A 24,537-nucleotide genomic window follows, 5' to 3' on the forward strand; every position below is an offset into this window, starting at 1 on the left:
CGGCGAAGCGTGGGGCGAGAGGTCAGGTAAGGTCGGCCATCAATACTTTTGAGCGGCGTTGGTAGTTGTACATCTCTTTTTTGCTTTCCGGCAGAGAGTCGATGTCCACCGGGGTAAAGCCGCGTTCCTGGAACCAGTGAATGCTGCGGGTCGTCAGGACAAACAGTTTACTCAGACCCATCTGCTTCGCCTGAGCGGCGATCCTGTCGAGTAACACCTCACCGCGTGATGAGCTTCGGTAATCCGGATGAACCGCAACGCAGGCCATTTCACCGATCTTTTCTTCCGGGAACGGATAGAGCGCAGCACAGGCGATGGTCAGGTTGTCGCGCTGGACGACGGTAAATTTATCGATTTCCATCTCCAGTTGCTCACGGGAACGACGCACCAGAATACCCTGCTGCTCCAGCGGCCGAATCAGTTCCAGAATGCCGCCGATATCGTTGATGGTGGCACGGCGGATTTGTTCCGCGCTTTCCATCACAATCTGCGTACCAATACCGTCGCGCGAGAAAAGCTCCTGCAACAGCGCGCCATCTTCCTGATAGCTAATGAGATGGCTACGACGCACTCCACTCCGGCAGGCTTTCATCGCTCCCCGCAGGAAACGTACGGTGCCGGAATAGTAATCGCCTTGCTCTTCCAGCGCTTCGACGCGAGCCTGAGCTTCGTTCGGGAACAATTCGGAGACAATTTGCCCCTCTTCGTTATAAACCCCTTGCGAGGAGCAAAACCCAATCATTTTTTCTGCTTTCAGTTTGATGGCAAGCTGGGTGGCAATCTCTTCAGAGGTGAGGTTAAAACTCTCTCCGGTCACTGACACTGCCACCGGCCCCATCAGCACAATCGCGCCCCCGTCTAACTGACGGTGGATAGCTTCTTCATCAATACGACGGATGCGTCCGCTGTGGCAGTAATCGACACCATCATCGACGCCGAGCGGCTGGGCAATAATAAAATTGCCGCTGACAACATTGATGTGTGCACCCTGAAGTGGGGTATTGTTCAGGCTCATGGACAGGCGGGCGGTGATGTCCAGTTGCAGCAGACCTGCCGCCTGTTTTACCAGTTCAAGGGTTTTGGCATCGGTAACGCGGATATGTTTGTGGTAAAGCGGTTCGTGTTGATGCGCAGCAAGGTTGGCGTCAATTTGTGGACGCGCACCGTAGACCACAACCAGCCGGATTCCCAGGCTGTGCAGCAGACCGATATCGTTGACGATACTGGAAAAGTTTTCATGCTCAATGGCCTCGCCACCCAGCATAATGACAAAGGTTTTGCCCCGATGCGTATTGATATAGGGGACAGAGTGGCGAAATCCCTGCACCAGTTCGGTTCTACGTTCCTTTACCACGGCCAACCCTCACTGCATGATTATTCGTAAAAAATGTATTTTTATTCTTTTATTGGCTGATGTGCAAGCCATAAATGCATTACCAGTTAATATGAGTCTTTATCACTTCCGACCAGACTACACCTCATTTACCGTTTTATAGATGACAGCTTATGCGTCATTCGTTAAAGTTTTCGGTCAATTCTGACGTTTCATTAGTCATTCATCATTTTTGCTTTTGCTCGGGAGTGGCATGTCGGGAAGTCATAAAGCGCTAAGCCGCCGCAAATTAATACAGGGTGCGGGGGCAATGTGGTTATTAAGCGTGAGCCAGGTTGGCCTTGCCGCCGTGAGTCAGGTGGTCGCTGTGCGCGTCTGGCCTGCTTCTACTTATACCCGTGTCACCGTGGAATCTAACCGGGTCATCAACTATCGCCAGTTTTCGCTGAGCAATCCTGACCGGCTGGTGGTCGATCTCGAAGGCGTGAACCTCAACTCTGTACTGAAAGGCATGGGCGCGCAGATTCGCAACGACGATCCTTTCATTAAATCCGCGCGTGTCGGGCAGTTTGATCCAAAGACGGTGCGTATGGTGTTTGAGCTCAAGCAGGATATTAAGCCGCAGCTGTTTGCGCTTGCGCCGGTCGCCGGATTTAAAGAGCGTCTGGTGATGGATCTCTATCCCGCCAATGCAAAAGATGTTCAGGATCCGTTACTGGCGTTGCTTGAGGAGTATAACCAGGGCGATCTGGATAAGCAGGTTCCGCCAGCACAAAGTGGCCCGCAGCCGGGTAAAGCCGGGCGCGACCGTCCGATCGTTATCATGTTGGATCCCGGACACGGCGGTGAGGATCCGGGGGCCATCGGTAAGTACCGGACCCGTGAGAAAGATGTGGTGCTGCAAATTGCCCGTCGCTTGCGCGCGCTTATTGAAAAAGAGGGCAACATGAAAGCGTACATGACACGTAATGAAGATGTCTTCATTCCGTTGAAGGTGCGTGTGGCTAAAGCACAAAAGCAGCGTGCCGACCTGTTTGTTTCCATTCACGCCGATGCCTTTAGCAGCCGTCAGCCTCATGGATCATCGGTGTTTGCGCTGTCAACGAAAGGGGCCACCAGTACGGCGGCTAAATTCCTTGCTGAGACGCAGAACGCAGCGGATTTGATCGGCGGCGTGAGCAAAAGCGGTGACCGGTATCTTGATCATACGATGTTCGATATGGTGCAGTCGCTGACGATCAACGACAGTCTGAAGTTTGGTAAAGCGGTGCTGAACAAGCTGGGTAGCATCAATAGCCTGCACAAAAATAGCGTTGAGCAGGCTGGGTTTGCGGTGCTGAAAGCCCCGGATATTCCGTCGATCCTCGTCGAAACAGCGTTTATCAGTAACGTTGAAGAGGAGCGTAAGCTCAAAACCGCGAAGTTCCAGCAAGAGGTGGCGGAGTCAATCCTGGCCGGAATTAAAGCGTACTTTGCTGATGGTGCGACCCTGGCGAGAAGAGGCTGATCCTATAGCCCGGATGTTAATTTGGATGAATCCCCGGGAGCGTACAAAGGTACGTGACTGGGGTGAATGAAGGCGGCCAACATGGGCGCAGCGTGAAGGAAAAACACAGGATGGTTTATTCGAATCATTCATGTTGCGCCGAGGCGGCAACTGAATGAATCCCCGGGAGCGTACAAAGGTACGTGACTGGGGTGAATGAAGGCAGCCAACATGGGCGCAGCGTGAAGGGTAACAACAGGATAGTTTATTCGAATCATTCATGTTGCGCCGAGGCGGCAACTGAATGAATCCCCGGGAGCGTACAAAGGTACGTGACTGGGGTGAATGAAGGCGGCCAACATGGGCGCAGCGTGAAGGATGAAGAATAAAAACAAAAAAACACCCGTTAAGGTGCTTAATATGTTGGTTGCGGGGGCCGGATTTGAACCGACGACCTTCGGGTTATGAGCCCGACGAGCTACCAGGCTGCTCCACCCCGCGTCCGTCTTTCTACGTCGTATTTCAAACCACATGTGCGTTGGCTTTCCTCGTTCACCTCAGTCACTTACTCGTGTAAGCTCCTAAGGATTCACTGCGTCGCCGCCTTCCTGTGATTCGAACTACTCGTATAAATAATCAGATTGTAATTGGTTGCGGGGGCCAGATTTGAACTGACGACCTTCGGGTTATGAGCCCGACGAGCTACCAGGCTGCTCCACCCCGCGTCCGCGGTTACTCTTCCATCGAGTAACGTTACTTCTGATTTTAATTGGTTGCGGGGGCCAGATTTGAACTGACGACCTTCGGGTTATGAGCCCGACGAGCTACCAGGCTGCTCCACCCCGCGTCCGTGGAAGCGCACTATACTCCGCTAACGTTCTGATGCAACCCTTTTTTAACGATTTAGCGTAATAGCCGTTGATTTGCCTAAAAAAAGGACGATGCGTTGAATTTCCAGGCGAAATTTGCGCAAGGTAGCGCAATCGCATTTCAATACCGGGGGCGGTTTGTTATCTTCATCACGCTCCGGATTAACCAGAAGATGAGAGACCATGAAAGGACGTTGGGCAAAATATCTAATCACAGGCGCAATGATGGCAATGCTTGCAGCCTGTTCGTCGAAACCGACCGATCGCGGTCAGCAGTATAAAGATGGCAAGTTTGACCAGCCTTTCTCTCTGGTAAACCAGCCTGATGCGGTTGGGGCACCGATCAACGCAGGCGATTTCTCTGAGCAGGTGAGCCAAATCCGCAGCGCGTCTCCGCGTCTTTATTCCGGTCAGAGTTCTGTTTATAGCGCAGTACAGGACTGGTTGCGCGCCGGAGGGGATACCCGCAACATGCGTCAGTTCGGCATTGATGCCTGGCAGATGGAAGGGGCGGATAACTATGGTAACGTCCAGTTTACGGGCTACTACACGCCGGTTGTGCAGGCGCGTCACACTCGGCAGGGTGAGTTCCAGTACCCCATTTATCGTATGCCGCCTAAACGTGGGCGTTTGCCGTCACGCGCCGAAATTTATGCCGGTGGCCTGAGTGACAGTTATGTGCTGGCCTACAGCAATTCCCTGATGGACAACTTCATCATGGATGTGCAGGGCAGCGGCTATATCGATTTTGGCGATGGCAGCCCACTGAACTTCTTTAGCTACTCCGGCAAGAACGGTCACGCTTACCGCAGCATTGGCAAAGTGCTTATCGATCGCGGCGAAGTGAAAAAAGAAGATATGTCGATGCAGGCGATCCGCCATTGGGGTGAAACGCATAGTGAAGCTCAGGTTCGCGAGCTGCTGGAACAAAACCCTTCTTTCGTCTTCTTTAAACCGCAATCTTACGCGCCGGTAAAAGGTGCCAGTGCCGTACCGCTGATTGGTCGCGCTTCTGTGGCGTCAGATCGCAGTATTATCCCGGCGGGTACCACACTGCTTGCCGAAGTACCGCTGCTGGATGTGAATGGCAAATTTACCGGTCAGTATGAGTTGCGTCTGATGGTGGCGCTTGATGTCGGTGGCGCGATTAAAGGCCAGCATTTTGATATTTACCAGGGCATTGGTCCCGATGCCGGCCACCGCGCAGGCTGGTACAACCATTATGGTCGTGTATGGGTGCTGAAAACGGCTCCGGGTACAGGCGGCGTGTTCAGCGGCTGAATGTGGTACACTTCTTCCTCTCTCCCGTTCAGGCGGGAGAGTCTTTTCCCTTCCTTTTTTCCAAATGCATTCTGAGGTTTTATGTCTGTTGTCATCAGCGATGCCTGGCGCCAGCGTTTCGGCGGTACGGCACGTTTGTACGGTGAAAATGCCCTGCAATTATTTGCTGACGCGCATGTATGCGTCGTAGGCATCGGCGGTGTGGGATCCTGGGCGGCGGAAGCGCTCGCGCGTACCGGCATCGGCGCGATTACATTGATTGATATGGATGATGTATGCGTCACCAACACCAACCGACAGATCCACGCCCTGCGTGACAACGTCGGTCTGGCAAAAGCAGAAGTGATGGCGCAGCGTATTCAGCAGATTAACCCGGAATGCCGTGTCACGGTGGTGGACGACTTCCTGACCGGGGAGAACGTAGCGACCTTACTGAGCCAGGGCTTTAGCTATGTGATTGATGCCATCGACAGCGTCAGGCCCAAAGCTGCGCTGATTGCCTGGTGCCGTCGCTATAAAATTCCGCTGGTCACCACCGGTGGTGCCGGCGGGCAGATCGATCCCACGCAAATTCAGGTCACCGATCTGGCGAAGACCATTCAGGATCCGCTGGCAGCAAAACTACGCGAACGTCTGAAAAGCGATTTCGGCGTTGTGAAAAACAGCAAAGGTAAGCTCGGCGTGGATTGTGTCTTCTCCACCGAAGCGCTGGTCTACCCGCAGGCAGACGGGTCGGTGTGTGCGATGAAAAGCACGGCTGAGGGGCCAAAAAGAATGGATTGTGCCTCCGGCTTTGGTGCAGCGACCATGGTAACTGCCACATTCGGCTTTGTGGCAGTCTCCCATGCACTGAAAAAAATGATGGCGAAGGCCGCGCGTCAGGCCTGATTCTGACGGGCGGCATCCTGCACGGCGGCACTCAACGCCGCCAGCCCCTGATTGCGGGATGCGCTAAGTTCAGCGCGTAATCCCAGTTCATCAAAGAGGGCAAGGGGATCACCAGCCAGCAGTGCTTCCGGGCGCTTTCCTTCAATGGCGGTTAACAGCACCGCCAGCATTCCGCGAACAATACGGCCTTCACTGTCACCATAGAAGTGCAGCGTGCCGTCCGTTGCCAGCGTATGACCAAGCCAGACGCGATTTTCACATCCGGCAATCGCGCGCGCCTGGCCTTTTAACGCATCGGAAAGCGACGGCAGCTGCTTGCCGAGCAGAATCAACTGGCGATATTTATCTTCCCACTGCTTGAGCGGCAGGAAAGTCTGGCGCAGCGTCTCTTCGGTAATAGTCTGTCCGAACGGGTGTCCGGCATCAACATGACTTATCATCAATCCACCAGAAGGTCTAAGGCGCGGTCAACGGCATCAACCAACGCGTCTACATCATGCTGTGTATTATACGGTGCGAAAGAGGCGCGAAGCGTGCCTTTTACGCCAAGTGCAGCAAGCAAAGGCTGGGCGCAGTGCTGCCCGGCGCGGAGCGCTATGCCATAGCCTGCCAGCAGCGTGACCATATCGCTGTGGTGGACACCAGCAAAATCAAAGGCCAGCAGGCTGGAGTCCTGCACACGGAAAGAACGAAAGCCGGGCCGTCTGGCGAGCGCCTCTTCAGCCAGCGTCGCTAACCCTCGGCTGTAGCTTTCCGCCTGCGCAATGTCGATGTCATTCAGCCATTCCAGCGCAGCACTCAACCCAATGACCCCCGCAACGTTAGGTGTGCCCGCTTCCAGTTTGTAAGGCGCGGGCTGCGTCTCAAAACCGGTAAAGTTGACCTCGGTGATCATCTTGCCTCCGCCCAGCCACGGCGACATATCATCCAGTAACGCACCTTTGCCATAAAGCACACCGATCCCGGTCGGACCGTAAAGCTTATGCCCGGAGAAGGCATAGAAATCGATATCCAGGCGCTGCACGTCGGCCGGAAAGTGGACAACGCCTTGCGCGCCATCGACCACAACAATCATGCCCGCTTCATGGGCAAGCGTAATAGCACGCACCAGGTCCGGGCAGCCGCCGGTAACATTCGACATCTGCCCCAGCGCCAGGATGCGGCTGCGGGGGGTTATCAACGCCGGGAGTTGTTCGACATCTGGCAGGGCATCGTTACCTAATGGCAGTTTGATAATGCGCGCGCCCGTTTGCTCCGCCACCATGAGCCAGGGCACCAGATTGGCATGATGTTCTGCCTCACTGACGATGATTTCATCGCCCGGCTGCAGGCGCGGCCTGGCCCAACTTTGCGCCACCATATTGATGGCTTCGGTTGTGCCACGCGTCCAGACGATATTTTTACCGGACGGGGCGTTTATGAGGGTGGCAACCTGATCGCGCGCTGCTTCATACCGCGCGGTGAGCTTTTGCGCTTCGGCGAACTGGCTGCGATGCACGTTACCGGCGCTAAGGCTGTAGAACTGTTGCGTGGCCTCAATGACCGCCTGCGGCTTTAAAGCGGTAGCCGCGCTATCAAGATAGATACCGGCATCGGTGAGGGCGGGAAACTGGGCGCGAAACTGCGCCGGGCTGAAAGCGTTCATAGCATTCCTCTTATCAATACTCGGATCGTCGCGCAATTTCATCGTCGGGGCAAGGAGGTTGATAACCATCAGAATTGTCTGTTAGTCCTGGCAGCGTTCGGTAAGCAGGTTATGCTAAATAGTGTTGGGCAACATTCTTTGCCTGTTATGAAATGAGCTTTAGATAGCATTAATTGCTAAAAGGAGAAGAAGATGAAAAAGGCCGCTGCAATTATCTCTGCCTGTATGCTCACTTTTACACTGAGCGCCTGTTCAAGTCCGAACTATGCTATGCACACCAATGATGGCCGTACCATTATCTCTGAAGGTAAGCCAAAAACTGATGACCAGACCGGCATGATTTCTTATAAAGATGCCAACGGTAACAAGCAGCAAATCAACCGTACCGATATTAAAGAAATGGTTGCGCTCGAAAAAGACTAACGTCGTTTTCAGGCAAAAAAAAGCACCGCAATTTTGCGGTGCTACATTAATCACTATGGACAGACAGGGTAAATGTACAGGAAGTGAAAAGGGGTAGCTTCGCTACCGTGGTCTGAATCGCAGACCAATTGCAAACACAACAACACAACATCACAACCGCAAGCCAAAAGCCCTTCAGAACACGCATTCCAAAAAAAGCTTCTCGTTCCGGCTCAGGAAGTGCCGCCACTATAGGTATTTGCTGGTAGAAGCTCAACGGACAATTTATAATGGCTCAGATAAAAAAAACTAATAGGTTAAACCTTGTTTCCTGTTTGTTAAAACGCCATAACATCTAAGCCTGATAACCATGTCCAAGCGATTACCACCACTCAATGCATTACGTGTTTTTGATGCTGCTGCCCGCCATTTAAGTTTTACTCGCGCCGCCGATGAGCTTTTTGTCACTCAGGCCGCCGTAAGCCATCAAATCAAGTCTCTCGAGGATTTCCTGGGGCTAAAACTGTTCCGTCGCCGTAACCGTTCGCTGCTATTAACGGAGGAGGGGCAGAGCTATTTCCAGGATATTAAAGAGATATTTTCTCAGCTCACCGAGGCCACGCGCAAACTCCAGGCACGCAGTGCAAAAGGGGCGCTAACGGTTTCATTACTGCCCAGTTTTGCCATTCAGTGGATGGTGCCAAGGCTCTCCAGCTTTAACTCAGCTTATCCGGGAATCGACGTTCGCATACAGGCCGTTGACCGCCAGGAAGACAAATTAGCGGACGATGTCGACGTGGCTATTTTTTATGGTCGCGGTAACTGGCCGGGCTTGCGCGTCGAAAAATTATACGCAGAATATCTGTTGCCGGTCTGTTCGCCTTTATTATTAACCGGTGATAAGCCATTGAAAACGCCAGCAGATCTGGCAAATCATACGCTATTGCATGATGCTTCTCGCCGCGACTGGCAAACTTATACCCGGCAATTGGGTCTTAATCTTAACGTTCAGCAGGGACCGATCTTCAGCCACAGCTCCATGGTGCTGCAGGCTGCCATCCACGGACAGGGTATCGCACTCGCCAATAATGTTATGGCGCAGTCGGAAATTGAGGCGGGCCGTCTGGTCTGCCCGTTTAATGATGTTTTGGTCAGTAAGAATGCTTTTTATCTGGTTTGTCATGACAGTCAGGCAGAACTGGGTAAAATAGCCGCCTTTCGACAGTGGATACTGGCAAAAGCGGCAAACGAACAGGAAAAATTCCGTTTCCGTTACGAACAATAATAGCAGCGCGGTATGCGCTCTTTCTTAAGGTAGAAACATGACCAGCCGTTTCATGCTGATTTTTGCCGCAGTGAGTGGCTTTGTTTATGTCGCGCTCGGAGCATTTGGCGCGCACGTTTTAAGTAAATCAATGGGTGCTGTTGAAATGGGCTGGATTCAAACCGGCCTTGATTACCAGGCATTCCACACCCTCGCCATCTTCGGGCTGGCGGTGGCGATGCAACGTCGCATCAGTATCTGGTTTTACTGGAGCAGTGTTTTTCTCGCGTTAGGTACGGTGCTGTTTAGCGGCAGCCTATATTGCCTGGCGCTTTCGCATTTACGCCTTTGGGCGTTTGTTACCCCCGTCGGCGGTGTCTGTTTCCTGGCCGGTTGGGTATTGATGTTTATTGGTGCTATTCGTCTGAAACGTAAGGGCGTTGTTCATGAATAAAGTTGTCTTGTTGTGTCGCCCTGGTTTTGAGAAAGAGTGCGCCGCAGAAATTACCGATAAAGCCGGGCGTCGCGAAGTCTTTGGCTTTGCGCGTGTGAAAGAACACTCCGGGTATGTCATCTTCGAATGCTATCAGCCTGATGATGCGGATAAGCTGGCGCGCGAGCTGCCGTTCAGTTCGCTGATTTTTGCCCGCCAGATGTTTGTGGTTGGCGAGCTGCTGCAGCATTTGCCGCCGGAAGATCGCATCACGCCTATCGTGGGTATGTTGCAGGGCGTGGTAGAAAAAGCGGGCGATCTGCGCGTTGAAGTCGCCGATACCAACGAAAGCAAAGAGCTGATGAAGTTCTGCCGTAAGTTCACCGTGCCGCTGCGCGGTGCCTTACGTGAGGCAGGTGTGCTGGCACGCAGCGACTCAGCAAAACGCCCGGTCGTGCACGTTTTCTTTATCGCGCCAGGCTGTTGCTATACCGGGTATTCCTATTCGTATAACAACTCACCGTTTTATATGGGGATCCCGCGTCTCAGATTTCCTTCCGATGCGCCAAGCCGTTCCACCCTTAAGCTGGAAGAGGCCTTTCATGTCTTTATCCCTGCCGATGAATGGGATGAGCGTTTGGCGAATGGCATGCACGCGGTGGATCTCGGTGCCTGCCCGGGCGGTTGGACTTACCAACTGGTGAAACGCAATATGTGGGTTGTCTCCGTGGATAACGGCCCCATGGCACAGAGCCTGATGGATACCGGACAGGTAACCTGGCTGCCGGAAGATGGTTTCCGCTACCGTCCGACGCGTAATAACATCACCTGGATGGTGTGCGACATGGTGGAAAAACCTGCCAAAGTCGCCGCGCTAATGGCGCAGTGGCTGGTGAATGGCTGGTGCCGTGAGACTATTTTCAACCTCAAGCTGCCGATGAAAAAGCGCTACGAAGAGGTGCAGCAAAACCTGGCCTACATTCAGGAGAAGTTGAATGAGCAAGGGATCAATGCGGAGATTCAGGCACGCCAGCTGTATCACGATCGTGAAGAAGTGACGGTGCATGTGCGTCGCTGGTGGGCTGCCGTTGGCGGTCGTCGCGATGAACGCTAGAGTCTGACGTTGCCGACCGGGCTGTGCACTGGCCCGGTTATTTCTCGCCTAACGCTTTTCTAAGCGCAACTGCTGTAAGTTGCCGTCAATCTGAATATCGGTTTGCAGGCGGGCGATGTCCCGGCACATAAATGCCATCTCTTTATGCGTCTCCAGCTTTTTACGCCACTTTTCCTGCACCTCATCCAGATGCGCATACACGCCTTCCAGCGACTGAAACTGCACCAGTAGCTGAGTCGCGCTTTTGGGACCAATCCCCGCCACGCCCGGCACCTTAGAACTGCTGATACCTGCCAGCCCCCAGTAATCGGCAAGCTGCTGCGGCAATACGCCAAACTCGTTCTCAATAAAGGGAGCATCCAGCCAGCGTTTTTGAAAATAGTCGCGGATACGAATGCCGGGGTCGAGCAGTTGGCAGTAGCCTTTGTCGGTGGAGACAATCGTTGCCTGGTGACCCGCTTTCGCCACCTTAAAGGCCAGGGTTGCCGCCAGATCGTCCGCTTCGTTACCGGGTGACACCCAGCTCTGAACGCCGCGCTCGGCAAAGGCGGCGCGCAGGGCGGGCATTTCATCGTGCAGGGTATCAGGCATGGGGGGACGCCCCGCTTTGTAATCGGGCAGGATTTGGTGACGCCAGCCGGTCTTGCGCGCCTCATCATCAAACACGGCAACCGCGTGTGTGGGGTCGCTATGGCGTATCAGCAGTTCGAGTGCGTGCTGGCAGGTCGTGACGCAGGGGGACCCCTGAACCGCATGAATGCGGCGAATAAGGTTAAGCGCGTCGACAATAAGCAGATGAATGGCCACAGTTCCCTCCTGGAGTTAAACGCGCTAAGGGTAACATTGACCGTGGCGGGAGACTATCGGTGAGGCAGGGATTAGGAAGACGCCCCGCAAAACGGGGCGTCCGGGCATTAATCGCAGGTGACGATTTTCATCGCCAGCCCACCGCGCGAGGTTTCGCGGTATTTGGCGTTCATGTCTTTGCCGGTTTCGTACATGGTTTCGATCACTTTGTCGAGACACACGCGGGGCTCGCTGGTGCGACGCAGCGCCATGCGGGCAGCGTTTACCGCCTTTACCGAGGCAATGGCGTTACGTTCGATGCACGGCACCTGTACCTGTCCCGCCACCGGATCGCAGGTTAACCCGAGGTTATGTTCCATACCAATTTCAGCGGCGATGCACACCTGGGCCGGGCTGCCGCCCAACAGCTCCGCCAGACCTGCCGCTGCCATCGAGCACGCTACGCCCACTTCCCCCTGGCATCCAACTTCAGCACCGGAAATGGAGGCGTTCATCTTATACAGTGAGCCAATGGCGCTGGCGGTCAGGAGATAGCGCGCCAGTGAGTTAGCATTCACTTCGCGAATAAATTTGTCGTAATAGGCCAGTACCGCAGGCACGATCCCGCAGGCGCCGTTCGTTGGTGCAGTGACGACGCGTCCGCCAGCCGCATTCTCTTCGTTGACCGCCAGAGCGAACATATTAATCCAGTCAACAACCGCCATCGGATCGCTGGTGGTTTTATCGCTGCTGACCAGCAGGCGACGCAGTGCGGCGGCACGACGCGGCACGCGCAATTTCCCCGGCAATACGCCTTCGGTAGTAATACCGCGCTCAATGCCCCCGCGCATCACCTCCCAGACCTGAGCAAAGTGCTTTTCCAGCGCCTCTTTGCTGTGCAGGGCCAGCTCGTTTTGCATCATCAGGCCGGAGAGCGACAGGCCGCTGTCGCGGCAATGCTGTTGAAGGTCAGCCGCATTTTTATAGGGCCAGGGTACGGCAACCGGTGCGCTGTTTTCCTGACCAAAATGGTCTTCATCGACGATAAATCCACCGCCAATGGAGTAGTAAGTCTGGCTGTGAAGCACTTTTTCGCCCGCCAGGGCCGTAATGCGCATACCGTTTTCATGCAGCGAGAGGTTATCGGCGTGAAAGTTCATGCACTGGTCGACGGGGAATTCAACCTCATGAGCGCCGTTTGCCAGCATCAGGCGGCTATGGGTGTTCACGTCCTGAATAAATGAGGGAATGGCGTCGATGTCGACGGTGTCGGGCAGGTTGCCCGCCAGCCCCATAATAATGGCGATATCGGTATGATGGCCTTTGCCGGTCAGGGACAGTGAGCCGTAAACATCTACCACTACGCGCGTGACGTTGCGCAGCATGTCGCGTGCGATCAGGTCGTCCGTGAACTGCTTACCGGCTTTCATCGGTCCCACGGTGTGGGAGCTGGAAGGGCCAATACCGATTTTGAAAATATCGAATACGCTGATCATGATGCAGTATCCATGAAGAAAGAAAAGAGGGGGAGAGGCGCCGCCCTGAAAGACGGCGCAAAAGGTTTAGCTGAACAGAGAGAAGAAGATCGCGGAGATGGCAACCAGACCCATAACAACAACAAAGACGTTGCTGATGTGGCCGCTGTACTTACGCATGGCCGGGACTTTGTTAATGGCATACATCGGCATCAGGAACAGAATAACCGCGATGATCGGGCCGCCCAGGTTTTCAATCATCCCGAGGATGCTTGGGTTCAGGGTAGCAACCGCCCAGGTGGTCACCAGCATAAAGAGCGCGGTGATCTTGTTCAGTTTGTTGATTTCAATCGACTTGCCTTTACCACGCAGCGATTTAATCACCATGCCGTTAAAGCCTTCACGTGCGCCCAGGTAGTGGCCAAGGAAGGATTTGGTGATCGCGATAATTGCAATAATCGGTGCCATCCAGGCAATGATCGGCGCGTTAAAGTGGTTCGCCAGGTAAGACAGAATCGAGATGTTCTGTGCTTTAGCAGCGGCGAGGTCTGCCGGGGACAGGCTCAGTACGCAGCTGAAAACAAAGAACATGACCGTCAGCACCATCATGATGTGAGCGAAGCTCAGGATGCGGGAACATTTGCGTTCAGCTTCATCACCGTACTCTTCGCGTTTTGCCACGGCGAAAGAGGAGATAATCGGTGAGTGGTTAAAAGAGAAGACCATAACCGGGATCGCCAGCCACAGCGTCATCCACAGACCGTTGCCGGTGGGGGCTGCGCTGCTCAAGGAGAGGGTGTCCAGTGCGGTGGTGCTCCACTGCGGGATCAGGTAGACGGCCAGCAGCATCAGGGCAGCCACAAACGGGAATACCAGAATGCTCATCGCTTTCACAATCATCTGCTCGCCGAAGCGCACGATGGTCATCATGCCGACGATCAGAATCAGCGAGAGGATAGCGCGTGGCGGTGGCGTCATTCCTAGTTGATGGCTCATAAAGCTTTCAACGGTATTGGTGATAGCCACGCTATAGACCAACAGAATCGGGTAGATGGCAAAGAAGTAGAGCAGGGTGATCAGTTTACCTGCACCGGTACCAAAGTGCTCTTCAACCACCTCTGTGATGTCTTCACCTGGATTTTTACCCGACAGCACAAAACGCGTCAGACCACGGTGTGCAAAGAAGGTCATTGGAAAAGCAATAAGCGCCATAATAATCAGTGGGATCATCCCACCCACACCGGCGTTGATTGGTAAAAAGAGCACGCCTGCGCCGATAGCCGTGCCGTACAGGCCCAGCATCCACATGGTGTCCGTTTTACGCCATGCGCTGCGCGTGCCACCCGAAACCAAGGTGCCGGTTTGTGTTGTTTCCATCAAAAAATCTCCAGAGCTGTATTGTGCCGCTATTTGGTCAAATCGAAGGCCAAAAACCACGGCGGTAATATGAAATTCGGTTATTTACGGTTTTTTTATAATTTCTTTCCGTAACTATTGGCGGGCGGAAAGATACATATATGTTATGAATAGAACAGTGATCGCGATCTCAAATGCAATAATCCACTTTTTATGTGGTTAATATCAGGTCAAATATCTGCAATCGTAGAAATGGGTAAAATTTATGGGCGCGAAGGCTACCATTGGCGAGATTCGCTTTCAAAGAAAGAGGGGTAAAACACGATAAAATAGCTGTAAACAAGGTGGGGTTTAGCGTTTTATCTAAACCAATGCCCGTTTACTGAATGAAAATTCGCTGGTTAATTGCTACGCAATCGTTTGCTCGCGAGGGCTAAGAAAAGGGCAACATAAGTTGCCCTAATGATTTGACGGAAGATCAGGTGATGATTTCGTAGCAAGGAATATAGGCAGAACCTGGCAGTTTCATACGATGCTGGGCGACAAAGCCCTGCAGCAGGTCATCCATTCGACGCATCATCTCGCGGTCGCCATGGATTTTAAACGGACCAAATTCTTCAATAGCCTGAATCCCCACTTCTTTTACGTTACCGGTCACGATACCCGAGAAGGCGCGGCGCAGATCGGCCGCCAGGACTTCCACCGGTTGATCGGGGTAAAGCTTAAGATTGGCCATATTTTCATGGGTGGGTTCGAAGGGCACCTGCAGGTCGGGTGCTATACGAATAGACCAGTTGAAGCTATAGGCGTCGCCCGTGTCACGGCGATTCTCTTTCACCAGCGGCATCGCTTTTTTCATTAAACGCGCCACTTCAGCCGGATCGTTGATCACGATGCGATAGTGCTTACGCGCGTTTTCACCCAGCGTATTGACGATAAACTCATCCAGCACGCGGAAGTAATCGGCGCTCTCTTTCGGGCCGGTGAGGATCAGCGGTAGTACCTGATCTTTGTTCGCCGGGTTCATCAGAATACCCAGCAGATAAAGCAGCTCTTCTGCGGTACCGACGCCGCCCGGGAAGATGATGATACCGTGAGCAATGCGCACAAAGGCTTCCAGACGTTTTTCGATGTCTGGCATGATGATAAGTTCATTCACCAGCGGGTTCGGTGGCTCAGCTGCAATGATGGAAGGTTCCGTCATGCCGATAAAGCGACCGTCTTTATAACGCTGTTGCGCGTGGCCTACCGCAGCACCTTTCATCGGGGCTTCCATCGCGCCCGGCCCACAGCCGGTGCAAATGTTCAGCTCACGCAGACCGAGCTGCGTACCGACGCGACGGGCATAGAGGTACTCGGTCTCATTAATGGAGTGGCCGCCCCAGCACACCACCATATTTGGCGCTTCACCCACGTGCAGGGCACGGGCGTTACGCAAAATAGAGAACACCAGGTTAGTGATGTGGGTAGAGCTTTCCAGGTTTAAATGCTGGAAACGCCCTGCGTTATGTATTTGCCCGTTAACGAACAAAATATCGCGCAGGACAGCGAAGAGGTTAGCCTGCAGTGAACGAATAATACGTCCGTCCACGAAGGCATCTTCAGGGGGGTTGATCAATTCCAGTTTCACGCCGCGTTCACGGCGCAATACGTTGATATCAAAACTTTCGTAGCGCGACAGCAGCTCTTTGCTGTTGTCTGTCAGGCTACCGGAGTTAAGCACGGCGAGCGAGCAATTGCGAAACAGTTGATACAGGTCGCTGCTGGCCGTGCGTTTAAGCATATCGACTTCCAGCTGCGACAACATGTCCATTGAGCCAAGCGGGCTAATATGTGTAATCAAGTGAACTCCTTACGGGATGAAAATTGTATCTTCCCTGCTGATTACAATAGCCTCCGCTTATGACGTTTAACAACCTGCTGCGTGGAATCTCTCTCGCAGAGCGTAAAAAAGTGTGCGCTTACTGGCGAACCAGACGCCCGGTGGCCGGATCAAAGTGCGTATTGGTGCGCCAGGGGTTGATGTCCAGTCCGCCGCGTCGGGTGTAGCGGGCATAAACGCTCAGGCTTTCTGGCGCGCAGAAGCGTTGGATGTCGGTAAAGATGCGCTCAACGCACTGCTCGTGAAATTCATTGTGATGGCGGAATGACACCAGATAACGCAGCAACTGCTCGCGGTCTATTTTGGGTCCACGGTATTGAATCTGCACGGAGCCCCAGTCGGGCTGGTGGGTGATCAAACAGTTGGATTTCAGCAGGTGGCTGACCAGCGTCTCTTCCACTACCTTGCCGCTGGCGGCGCCGGCCAACAGGTCTGCGTCAAACGTGTAGTTGTCGATGGTAATGTCCTGGTCATCAATACAACTCCCGTGGAAAGAGGCAATCGGCTGACCTTCAATTTCATCCAGGCGATAAAGGGCCACCGTGACATTGCCCTGGGCACAGGCACTGAGATCGCGCGTGAGCGTGTTCTGTACGTCGTCCCAGCAGGCGAAACGCGTCTGGTTAAAACTGTTGAGATAGAGCTTGAAGCTCTTGGATTCCACCAGATTCACGCTGGTGGAATCCAGCGAGACGTGACCGATGGCAACCTGAGGCAAACCCCTGGCGTTGAGCCAGGAAAGTTCATACAGCGTCCAGATATCCGCGCCGGTAAAGGGCAGAGTGTCGGGATAAAGTCCGAGAGGTTCGCGGTTCAGACTGCGGGGTACGCCCTGCAACAAGCTGGCATCGTATTGGTCGCGGTAGTCGGTAGCTTTGCCCAGCGTCAGGCCAGCCAGCGCCTGGTGGTTATCATAGGAAGACATGTTTGATTGCCATTTTTACGGTTACACTAGGCGCAAAGTGTACCCTGTCTTAGAGAAAGAGAGAAACCCGTGGAAAGAGAGACTGCCGTTGCCCTGGAAGCCTTTACCGCACGCTACTGCGACGCCTGGCAAACCACTTATCATACCTGGCCGCAAAGTGAAGAGCTTTATGGCGTACCTTCCCCGTGCATCATCTCTTCAACACAAACTATGGTAACCTGGCAGCCTCAGCCCTTTATACCCACACAGAATGTAAACGCGATTGAACGTGCGTTAGATATTGTGGTACAACCAGCGTTTCATGCTTTCTACACCACACAGTTCGCCGGGGATATGCGCGCACGGTTTCAGTCTGAAACGTTCACGCTATTGCAAACCTGGAGCCCGGACGATTTTCAACGCGTACAGGAGAACCTCATCGGTCATCTTGTCACGCAAAAAAGACTCAAGCTGTCACCCACCTTGTTTATCGCGACGCTGGAGAGCGATACCGAGGTCATTTCGCTTTGTAATCTGAGTGGCGAAGTGGTGAAAGAGACGCTGGGCCGTCAACAGCGCACGATTCTTGCCCCCACTCTTGCGGACTTCCTTAACCGCCTTGAGCCAGTTCTGTAATCCCGGATACTACTATTCTTGTGAGAGATCTCTTACACGTCTTGTGAGAGATCTGCCTGGCGTCCTACAGTACATGCCACCTGCATACATGTTAAAATCAACAAAATCAGTTAATTAAAAATAATAACCTTAGTTTATTTATAGTAAACCACGCAAATATTTGCCTTAAGCACACTTGTAAGACGGGGCGGAATAAGGGATTCTATTCCCCGTCGACAAGGAGTCGCACACTGAAATGAACATCAGGATGATGTTGTTTCGAAGCAGGGATACACCGAGGACGGTGCTACAAGGAAAGGCTTCAGGACGAAGCGAAAGGAAATTGCAGGAGTGCATTAAGGGACACCTCCAGGAAGGAGAACGAGAGCCGGTCAGGATGTTCGGTGGATCATGAAGATCAAGGACACGCTTTACGGATGACGCTATTCCACATCGGGGTGATGTGGGCAGGATGCACGGTTTAAGGATGAACAGGTCAGGAGACCACAGGAAAAGTTGTCAAGGATGAGCAGGGAGCACCAAAAGTAGCTGGACTGCTGCGAAACGAACCGGGAGCACTGTTTCTACAGTGCTCCCTTTTTTTATTTCCCCGGCACAAATGCTATTCTGCGCGCCAATCTGATTTTCTTCCGAGGTTCCCATGACATTACATGTGCGCGTGCGCCAACAATTACACCTCATCGAAACGCTACTGCGTGAACAGGGGCAGTGGCAGGCTGTTGCGCCGGATGCCAGCGTATTTGAGAGCACGCAGCCTTTTTGCATGGATACGCTTGAGCCTTTCGAATGGCTGCAATGGGTATTGATTCCGCGTATGCATGCGTTGCTGGATGGCAATCATCCTCTGCCTGCGTCATTCGCCGTTGCCCCTTATTATGAAATCGCCCTTGATTCCACGCATCCTGCCAGAGACCCGCTTCTTGCTCAGCTTGCCGCACTTGACGCGCTTTTCACGGATGAAGACGAATAATGCTGGAGATAATCTACCAGGACGAATGGCTGGTTGCGGTCAATAAACCCTCCGGCTGGCTGGTGCACCGCAGCTGGCTCGACAGAGACGAGAAAGTGGTGGTGATGCAAACGGTACGTGATCAAATTGGTCAGCACGTTTTCACCGCCCATCGCCTCGACCGACCCACCTCGGGCGTACTGCTGATGGGCTTGTCCAGCGAGGCGGGGCGGTTGTTGTCACAGCAGTTTGAACAACACCAGATGCAGAAACGCTACCATGCCATTGTGCGCGGCTGGTTGATGGAAGAGGCGGTACTCGATTACCCCCTGGTGGAAGAGTTAGATAAAATCGCGGATAAATTTTCCCGTGAAGATAAGGGCCCACAGCCCGCCGTCACCCATTATCGTGGCCTGGCCACGGCTGAAATGCCGGTGGCGACCAGTAAATTTCCCACTACCCGTTATGGGCTGGTTGAGCTGAATCCGCAAACCGGGCGTAAACACCAGTTGCGGCGCCACCTTGCCCATCTTCGTCACCCTATCATTGGTGACAGCAAACACGGTGACCTGCGCCAGAATCGTAGTGCATCTGCCCATTTCGGTTGCCATCGCCTGATGCTCCATGCAAGTCAGCTCTCGCTGACTCATCCTTTTACCGGAGAGCCGCTGACGCTGCGCGCCGGGCTGGATGACGTGTGGATGCAGGCGCTGTCGCACTTCGGCTGGCGTGGCGTTCTCCCCGAGAATGAAAGGGTTGAGTTTGATTCGCTCAACGGTCAGGATGACGGACACAGTGATTAACCCAAGGAGTGCATGGCATGGCTGAAATCGGAATATTTGTGGGCACGATGTACGGCAACGCGCTGCTGGTAGCAGAGGAAGCGCAAGCCATTCTGAATGAACAGGGCCACAAGGCCACGGTGTATGAAGATCCACAAGCGGCTGACTGGGCGATTTATCAGGATAAATACGCGCTGATCGTTACCTCAACAACCGGGCAGGGTGATCTGCCGGAGAGCATTGCGCCGCTGTTTCATTTTATTCGTGACAGTCTGGGTTACCAACCCGAACTGCATTACGGAGTCATTGCTTTGGGCGATAGCACATACTCCCATTTCTGCGGCGGTGGCAAACAGTTCGATGCCTTGCTACAAGAGCAAAACGCACAGCGTGTTGGCGACGTACTCCTGATTGACGCCAGTGAAGATCCTGAACCCGAAACCCGCTCCAATCCTTGGGTTGAGCAGTGGTCAACGTTGCTGAAATAAGGTTTAGCCCTCCCTCTGCGCGGAGGGCTAACTGCTTTTTTTAGCGCGTTAGCGAATAAATAACGACGAAAGGCGCAATCCTGTTACTGAAACGAGTAAGCTTCTGGCATATGCCCGTAAAATCTCCACTTCCACCCTCGAAAAAAGTGCACTTGCATTGCGTCAAGCGATGCGTTTCACATTAATTAAAACTGCCCGTCTTTTAACCAAATGTTAGCGCCCCAACTTTTCATTTCCGTGAGTTACTCCCCATCCCGTTGTGCTGATGCATTAAACCCAACTGACCAGGCTCTGGAATGTTGTGTGGTTGCACGGTGAGAGATTACCCACCCCTTTTTATACTTTTCTCGCCAGTCCATAAAACGCAGTACGCAGGGAATAGCGACCCGGCAAGACAAGCTGCGAAAAACACAAATACATCTTCCTGACTACCCCTACCGGTTGCGCTGTTCAGGATGAATGTACATGAACATTTATGCTTCGGGAGTACAACCATGAGTTCATTAAGCCAAGCAGCGAGCAGCGCCGAAAAGCGCACAAATGCCCGCTACTGGATAGTGGTGATGCTGTTTATCGTCACATCCTTCAACTACGGTGACCGCGCGACGCTGTCGATTGCGGGTTCACAAATGGCCAAAGACATCGGCCTTGACCCGATCGGTATGGGTTATGTTTTCTCCGCATTTTCCTGGGCCTATGTCATCGGCCAGATTCCGGGCGGCTGGTTGCTTGACCGCTTCGGTTCTAAACGTGTTTATTTCTGGTCCATTTTCATTTGGTCCCTGTTTACCTTACTGCAGGGCTTCGTCGATATTTTCAGCGGCTTTGGCATCATCGTCGCGCTCTTCACCCTGCGCTTCCTGGTAGGGCTGGCTGAGGCTCCGTCCTTCCCGGGTAACAGTCGAATAGTGGCGGCCTGGTTCCCGGCGCAGGAGAGGGGCACGGCGGTCTCGATTTTTAACTCCGCACAATATTTTGCCACGGTCATCTTCGCACCGATCATGGGATGGTTAACCCATGAAGTGGGCTGGTCACACGTGTTCTTCTTCATGGGCGGTTTGGGCATCGTTATCAGCTTTATCTGGCTGAAAGTGATTTACGAGCCAAACGAGCACCCGAAAGCGAACAAGAAAGAGCTGGAGTACATCGCTGAAGGTGGCGCGCTGATCAACATGGATCAGAAGAAAGACGCCGTTAAAGTGCCGTTCAGCGTGAAATGGGGTCAAATCAAGCAGTTGCTCGGTTCCCGCATGATGATGGGGATCTATCTCGGTCAATACTGTATTAACGCGCTGACCTACTTCTTTATCACCTGGTTCCCGGTTTATCTGGTCCAGGCTCGCGGTATGTCCATTTTGAAAGCGGGCTTTATCGCCTCTGTTCCGGCCATTTGTGGCTTTGCGGGCGGCGTTCTCGGGGGGGTTATCTCCGACTGGTTAATGCGTCGTACCGGCTCTCTGAATATTGCCCGTAAAACACCTATCGTACTGGGCATGCTGCTCTCCATGGTGATGGTGTTCTGTAACTACACCGACGTGGAATGGATGATTATCGGCTTCATGTCTATGGCCTTCTTCGGTAAAGGTATCGGTGCGCTGGGTTGGGCAGTGATGGCAGACACAGCACCAAAAGAAATCAGCGGTCTGAGCGGCGGTCTGTTCAATATGTTCGGTAACATTTCCGGCATCGTGACCCCGATTGCTATCGGCTACATCGTGGGGACGACGGGCTCGTTTAACGGCGCGCTGATCTACGTCGGTATTCACGCGCTGGTTGCCGTACTGGCTTATCTGGTGCTGGTTGGCAATATCAAACGTATCGAACTGAAACCCGTAACAGGACAATAACTATGAGTACGCAAGCAAGCCCCGTCGTTACAGATATGAAGGTCATTCCGGTCGCCGGTCATGACAGCATGTTGATGAACATTGGCGGTGCACATAACGCTTATTTCACGCGTAACATCGTCGTTCTCACGGACAACGCCGGTAATACCGGCGTTGGTGAGGCCCCGGGTGGTGAAGTGATTTATCAGACCCTGGTGGATGCGATCCCCATGGTGCTCGGCCAGGAAGTGGCCCGCCTCAACAAAGTGGTTCAGCGTGTGCATAAAGGTAATCAGGCACACGATTTTGATAACTTCGGCAAAGGCGCCTGGACCTTTGAACTGCGCGTCAACGCAGTGGCGGCGCTTGAAGCCGCTCTGCTGGACCTGCTCGGCAAAGCGCTGAACGTCCCGGTGTGTGAACTGCTCGGTCCGGGCAAGCAGCGTGATGCGGTGACCGTGCTGGGTTACCTCTTCTATATCGGCGACCGTACCAAAACCGACCTGCCGTATCTCGACAAAACCGACGGCAGCCATGAGTGGTATCACCTGCGCCATCAGGAAGCGATGAACAGCGACGCGGTGGTGCGTTTGGCAGAGGCCTCTCAGGACCGCTACGGTTTCAAAGACTTCAAACTCAAAGGCGGGGTTCTGCCGGGCGAGAAAGAGATCGAAACCGCACGTGAACTGAAAAAGCGCTTCCCGGATGCACGTATTACCGTAGACCCGAACGGCGCCTGGCTGCTCGATGAGGCCATCGAACTGTGCAAAGGGCTGCAGGATGTACTGACCTACGCGGAAGATCCTTGTGGTGCAGAACAGGGCTTCTCTGGCCGTGAAGTGATGGCGGAGTTCCGCCGTGCCACCGGTCTGCCGGTGGCAACCAATATGATTGCCACCAACTGGCGTGAAATGGGGCACTCGGTGATGCTTAATGCGGTCGATATTCCGCTGGCGGACCCGCACTTCTGGACGCTTTCCGGTGCCGTGCGCGTGGCGCAGCTGTGTGACGACTGGGGGCTGACCTGGGGCTGCCATTCCAATAACCACTTTGATATCTCGCTGGCGATGTTCACCCATGTGGGCGCTGCGGCACCGGGAAATCCGACCGCGATTGATACCCACTGGATCTGGCAGGAAGGCGATGCGCGCCTGACGAAGCAGCCGCTGGAAATTAAAGGCGGGCAGATTGCGGTGCCGGATGCGCCAGGTCTGGGCGTGGAGATTGACTGGGCGCAAATTGAGAAAGCCCACGCTGCCTATAAACGCCTGCCAGGCGGTGCGCGTAATGATGCCGGTCCGATGCAGTACCTCATCCCTGGCTGGACATTCGATCGTAAACGCCCGGTCTTTGGACGTCAGTAACAGACAAAAGGATTCACGATGAGTACGCAAAGTTCGACTCCTGTTGTTACCTCAGTCAAAGTCATCCCGGTTGCCGGGCATGACAGCATGCTGATGAACCTGAGCGGTGCCCACGCACCGTTCTTCACCCGTAACATCGTCATCATCACCGACAACGCCGGCAACACCGGCGTCGGTGAAGTCCCCGGCGGCGAAAAAATCCGTCAGACTATTGAAGACGCGGCCCCGCTGATTACCGGCAAAACCCTCGGCGCCTATAAAAACGTCCTCAACGAGGTGCGCAGCGCCTTTGCTGACCGCGACGCCGCGGGCCGCGGCCTGCAGACTTTTGACCTGCGCACCACCATCCACGTGGTCACCGCCATTGAATCCGCCATGCTCGACCTGCTGGGTAAGCACCTGGGCGTCAACGTCGCCTCCCTGCTCGGTGACGGCCAGCAGCGCAGCGAAGTGGAAATGCTCGGCTACCTGTTCTTCGTCGGCAACCGTAAGGCGACGCCGCTGCCCTACCAGAGCCAGCCGGATGAAAAATGCGACTGGTACCGTCTGCGTCATGACGAGGCGATGACCCCGGATGCTGTGGTGCGTCTGGCGGAAGCGGCGTATGAAAAATATGGCTTCAATGACTTCAAACTCAAAGGCGGGGTGCTGGCCGGGGAAGAAGAGGCCGAGTCCATCGTGGCGCTGGCGAAGCGCTTCCCCGACGCGCGCGTCACCCTCGACCCGAACGGCGCCTGGTCCCTGAACGAAGCCATCAGCATCGGCAAATACCTGAAAGGCTCGCTGGCCTACGCGGAAGACCCGTGTGGCGCGGAGCAGGGCTTCTCCGGGCGTGAAGTGATGGCGGAGTTCCGCCGTGCCACCGGCCTGCCGACCGCCACCAACATGATTGCCACCGACTGGCGTCAGATGGGGCACACGCTGTCGCTGCAGTCGGTGGATATCCCGCTGGCGGACCCGCACTTCTGGACCATGCAGGGCTCGGTGCGTGTGGCGCAGATGTGCCACGAGTTCGGCCTGACCTGGGGCTCGCACTCCAACAACCACTTCGACATCTCGCTGGCGATGTTCACCCACGTGGCGGCAGCGGCGCCGGGTAAAATCACCGCGATTGATACGCACTGGATCTGGCAGGAGGGCAACCAGCGCCTGACCAGAGAGCCGTTTGAGATCAAAGGCGGGATGGTGCAGGTGCCGACGACGCCGGGTCTGGGGGTGGAGCTGGACATGGACCAGGTGATGAAGGCGCACGAGCTGTATCAGAAACACGGTCTGGGCGCGCGCGACGACGCCATGGGGATGCAGTACCTGATCCCGGGCTGGACGTTCGACAACAAACGTCCTTGCATGGTGCGTTAATAGGATCGCCAGTCT

The 24,537-nt window shown here is 54.1% G+C and carries 22 protein-coding genes and 3 tRNA genes; 14 read left to right on the forward strand and 11 right to left on the reverse strand.

All coding sequences use genetic code 11. The features are described 5' to 3' along the window. Positions 1-22 precede the first annotated feature (22 nt). Positions 23-1,354, reverse strand: coding sequence for an amino-acid N-acetyltransferase (gene argA / locus ACUY4Q_RS04760; protein WP_458045936.1), 1,332 nt, complete (start codon positions 1,352-1,354; stop codon positions 23-25). Positions 1,355-1,586: 232 nt separating this feature from the next. Here argA and amiC point away from each other — a divergent pair, with 232 nt between their 5' ends. Next, complete coding sequence (gene amiC, locus ACUY4Q_RS04765) at positions 1,587-2,840, forward strand: N-acetylmuramoyl-L-alanine amidase AmiC (RefSeq protein WP_458045937.1); 1,254 nt, start codon at positions 1,587-1,589, stop codon at positions 2,838-2,840. Positions 2,841-3,243: 403 nt separating this feature from the next. On the opposite strand, the gene ACUY4Q_RS04770 is transcribed toward amiC, so the two are convergent. The 3 genes from ACUY4Q_RS04770 to ACUY4Q_RS04780 all read right to left on the reverse strand — a co-directional run bounded on the left by ACUY4Q_RS04770 (position 3,244) and on the right by ACUY4Q_RS04780 (position 3,666). Next, a tRNA-Met gene (locus ACUY4Q_RS04770) sits at positions 3,244-3,320 on the reverse strand. A gap of 147 nt (positions 3,321-3,467) precedes the next feature. After that, positions 3,468-3,544, reverse strand: a tRNA-Met gene (locus tag ACUY4Q_RS04775). Between the two features lie 45 nt (positions 3,545-3,589). Then, positions 3,590-3,666, reverse strand: a tRNA-Met gene (locus ACUY4Q_RS04780). A gap of 205 nt (positions 3,667-3,871) precedes the next feature. On the opposite strand from ACUY4Q_RS04780, the gene mltA reads away from it, so the two are divergent. Continuing rightward, positions 3,872-4,969: a murein transglycosylase A gene (gene mltA / locus ACUY4Q_RS04785; protein ID WP_458045938.1), complete on the forward strand. Its 1,098-nt coding sequence runs from the start codon at positions 3,872-3,874 to the stop codon at positions 4,967-4,969. Positions 4,970-5,050: 81 nt separating this feature from the next. Next, positions 5,051-5,857, forward strand: a complete 807-nt coding sequence (gene tcdA, locus ACUY4Q_RS04790; RefSeq protein ID WP_458045939.1) for a tRNA cyclic N6-threonylcarbamoyladenosine(37) synthase TcdA — start codon at positions 5,051-5,053, stop codon at positions 5,855-5,857. Here tcdA and csdE read toward each other — a convergent pair. After that, positions 5,848-6,297, reverse strand: a complete 450-nt coding sequence (gene csdE, locus ACUY4Q_RS04795; protein ID WP_458045940.1) for a cysteine desulfurase sulfur acceptor subunit CsdE — start codon at positions 6,295-6,297, stop codon at positions 5,848-5,850. The genes tcdA and csdE overlap by 10 nt on opposite strands. Then, the gene (gene csdA / locus ACUY4Q_RS04800) at positions 6,297-7,502 is read right to left on the reverse strand and encodes a cysteine desulfurase CsdA (RefSeq protein WP_458045941.1); all 1,206 of its coding nucleotides are present in this window, start codon (positions 7,500-7,502) and stop codon (positions 6,297-6,299) included. Before csdA ends, csdE begins: the two co-directional genes overlap by 1 nt. Before the next feature lie 192 nt (positions 7,503-7,694). Between csdA and ACUY4Q_RS04805 the strand changes: the two genes are divergently transcribed. The 4 genes from ACUY4Q_RS04805 (at position 7,695) to rlmM (ending at position 10,715) form a co-directional block, all read left to right on the forward strand. Further along, the gene (locus ACUY4Q_RS04805; protein ID WP_458045942.1) at positions 7,695-7,925 is read left to right on the forward strand and encodes a YgdI/YgdR family lipoprotein; all 231 of its coding nucleotides are present in this window, start codon (positions 7,695-7,697) and stop codon (positions 7,923-7,925) included. Positions 7,926-8,274: 349 nt separating this feature from the next. Beyond that, positions 8,275-9,189 carry a glycine cleavage system transcriptional regulator GcvA gene (gcvA, locus tag ACUY4Q_RS04810; RefSeq protein WP_458045943.1) on the forward strand — a complete coding sequence of 305 codons (915 nt, stop codon included), beginning with the start codon at positions 8,275-8,277 and terminating at the stop codon, positions 9,187-9,189. 37 nt (positions 9,190-9,226) lie between these two features. After that, entirely contained in the window at positions 9,227-9,622 is a 396-nt protein-coding gene (locus ACUY4Q_RS04815) for a DUF423 domain-containing protein (RefSeq protein ID WP_458045944.1), read from the forward strand. Beyond that, complete coding sequence (rlmM, locus tag ACUY4Q_RS04820; protein ID WP_458045945.1) at positions 9,615-10,715, forward strand: 23S rRNA (cytidine(2498)-2'-O)-methyltransferase RlmM; 1,101 nt, start codon at positions 9,615-9,617, stop codon at positions 10,713-10,715. The genes ACUY4Q_RS04815 and rlmM overlap by 8 nt, the downstream gene beginning before the upstream one ends. 48 nt (positions 10,716-10,763) lie before the next feature. Here the strand turns inward: rlmM and xni are convergent, their stop codons facing one another. The 5 genes from xni to queF all read right to left on the reverse strand — a co-directional run bounded on the left by xni (position 10,764) and on the right by queF (position 17,139). Then, entirely contained in the window at positions 10,764-11,522 is a 759-nt protein-coding gene (gene xni, locus ACUY4Q_RS04825; RefSeq protein ID WP_458045946.1) for a flap endonuclease Xni, read from the reverse strand. A 107-nt stretch (positions 11,523-11,629) separates the two neighbouring features. Beyond that, positions 11,630-12,997, reverse strand: coding sequence for an L-serine ammonia-lyase (locus ACUY4Q_RS04830; RefSeq protein ID WP_458045947.1), 1,368 nt, complete (start codon positions 12,995-12,997; stop codon positions 11,630-11,632). 66 nt (positions 12,998-13,063) lie between these two features. After that, positions 13,064-14,353, reverse strand: coding sequence for an HAAAP family serine/threonine permease (locus ACUY4Q_RS04835; RefSeq protein ID WP_458045948.1), 1,290 nt, complete (start codon positions 14,351-14,353; stop codon positions 13,064-13,066). A 457-nt stretch (positions 14,354-14,810) separates the two neighbouring features. Next, entirely contained in the window at positions 14,811-16,175 is a 1,365-nt protein-coding gene (gene ppnN / locus ACUY4Q_RS04840; RefSeq protein WP_458045949.1) for a nucleotide 5'-monophosphate nucleosidase PpnN, read from the reverse strand. Between the two features lie 118 nt (positions 16,176-16,293). Then, entirely contained in the window at positions 16,294-17,139 is an 846-nt protein-coding gene (gene queF / locus ACUY4Q_RS04845) for an NADPH-dependent 7-cyano-7-deazaguanine reductase QueF (RefSeq protein ID WP_458045950.1), read from the reverse strand. 69 nt (positions 17,140-17,208) lie between these two features. Here queF and syd point away from each other — a divergent pair, with 69 nt between their 5' ends. From syd to gudD, 7 genes are all read left to right on the forward strand, one after another. Then, on the forward strand, positions 17,209-17,754 hold the full coding sequence (syd, locus tag ACUY4Q_RS04850) for a SecY-interacting protein (protein WP_458045951.1): 546 nt from the start codon (positions 17,209-17,211) through the stop codon (positions 17,752-17,754). A gap of 640 nt (positions 17,755-18,394) precedes the next feature. Next, positions 18,395-18,724 carry a YqcC family protein gene (locus tag ACUY4Q_RS04855; RefSeq protein WP_458045952.1) on the forward strand — a complete coding sequence of 110 codons (330 nt, stop codon included), beginning with the start codon at positions 18,395-18,397 and terminating at the stop codon, positions 18,722-18,724. Then, a complete protein-coding gene (gene truC / locus ACUY4Q_RS04860) occupies positions 18,724-19,506 on the forward strand; it encodes a tRNA pseudouridine(65) synthase TruC (RefSeq protein ID WP_458045953.1) in 783 nt (260 codons plus the stop codon). Before ACUY4Q_RS04855 ends, truC begins: the two co-directional genes overlap by 1 nt. Before the next feature lie 17 nt (positions 19,507-19,523). Further along, the gene (locus ACUY4Q_RS04865) at positions 19,524-19,973 is read left to right on the forward strand and encodes a flavodoxin (RefSeq protein WP_458045954.1); all 450 of its coding nucleotides are present in this window, start codon (positions 19,524-19,526) and stop codon (positions 19,971-19,973) included. Positions 19,974-20,467: 494 nt separating this feature from the next. Further along, complete coding sequence (locus ACUY4Q_RS04870) at positions 20,468-21,820, forward strand: MFS transporter (RefSeq protein WP_458045955.1); 1,353 nt, start codon at positions 20,468-20,470, stop codon at positions 21,818-21,820. A gap of 2 nt (positions 21,821-21,822) precedes the next feature. Further along, the gene (locus ACUY4Q_RS04875; protein WP_458045956.1) at positions 21,823-23,163 is read left to right on the forward strand and encodes an enolase C-terminal domain-like protein; all 1,341 of its coding nucleotides are present in this window, start codon (positions 21,823-21,825) and stop codon (positions 23,161-23,163) included. An 18-nt stretch (positions 23,164-23,181) separates the two neighbouring features. After that, positions 23,182-24,522 (forward strand): glucarate dehydratase, encoded by a 1,341-nt coding sequence (gudD, locus tag ACUY4Q_RS04880; RefSeq protein ID WP_458045957.1) that lies wholly within the window; start codon positions 23,182-23,184, stop codon positions 24,520-24,522. The last annotated feature ends 15 nt before the right edge of the window (positions 24,523-24,537 follow it).

The sequence above is a fragment of the Phytobacter cepae genome (assembly GCF_054165735.1).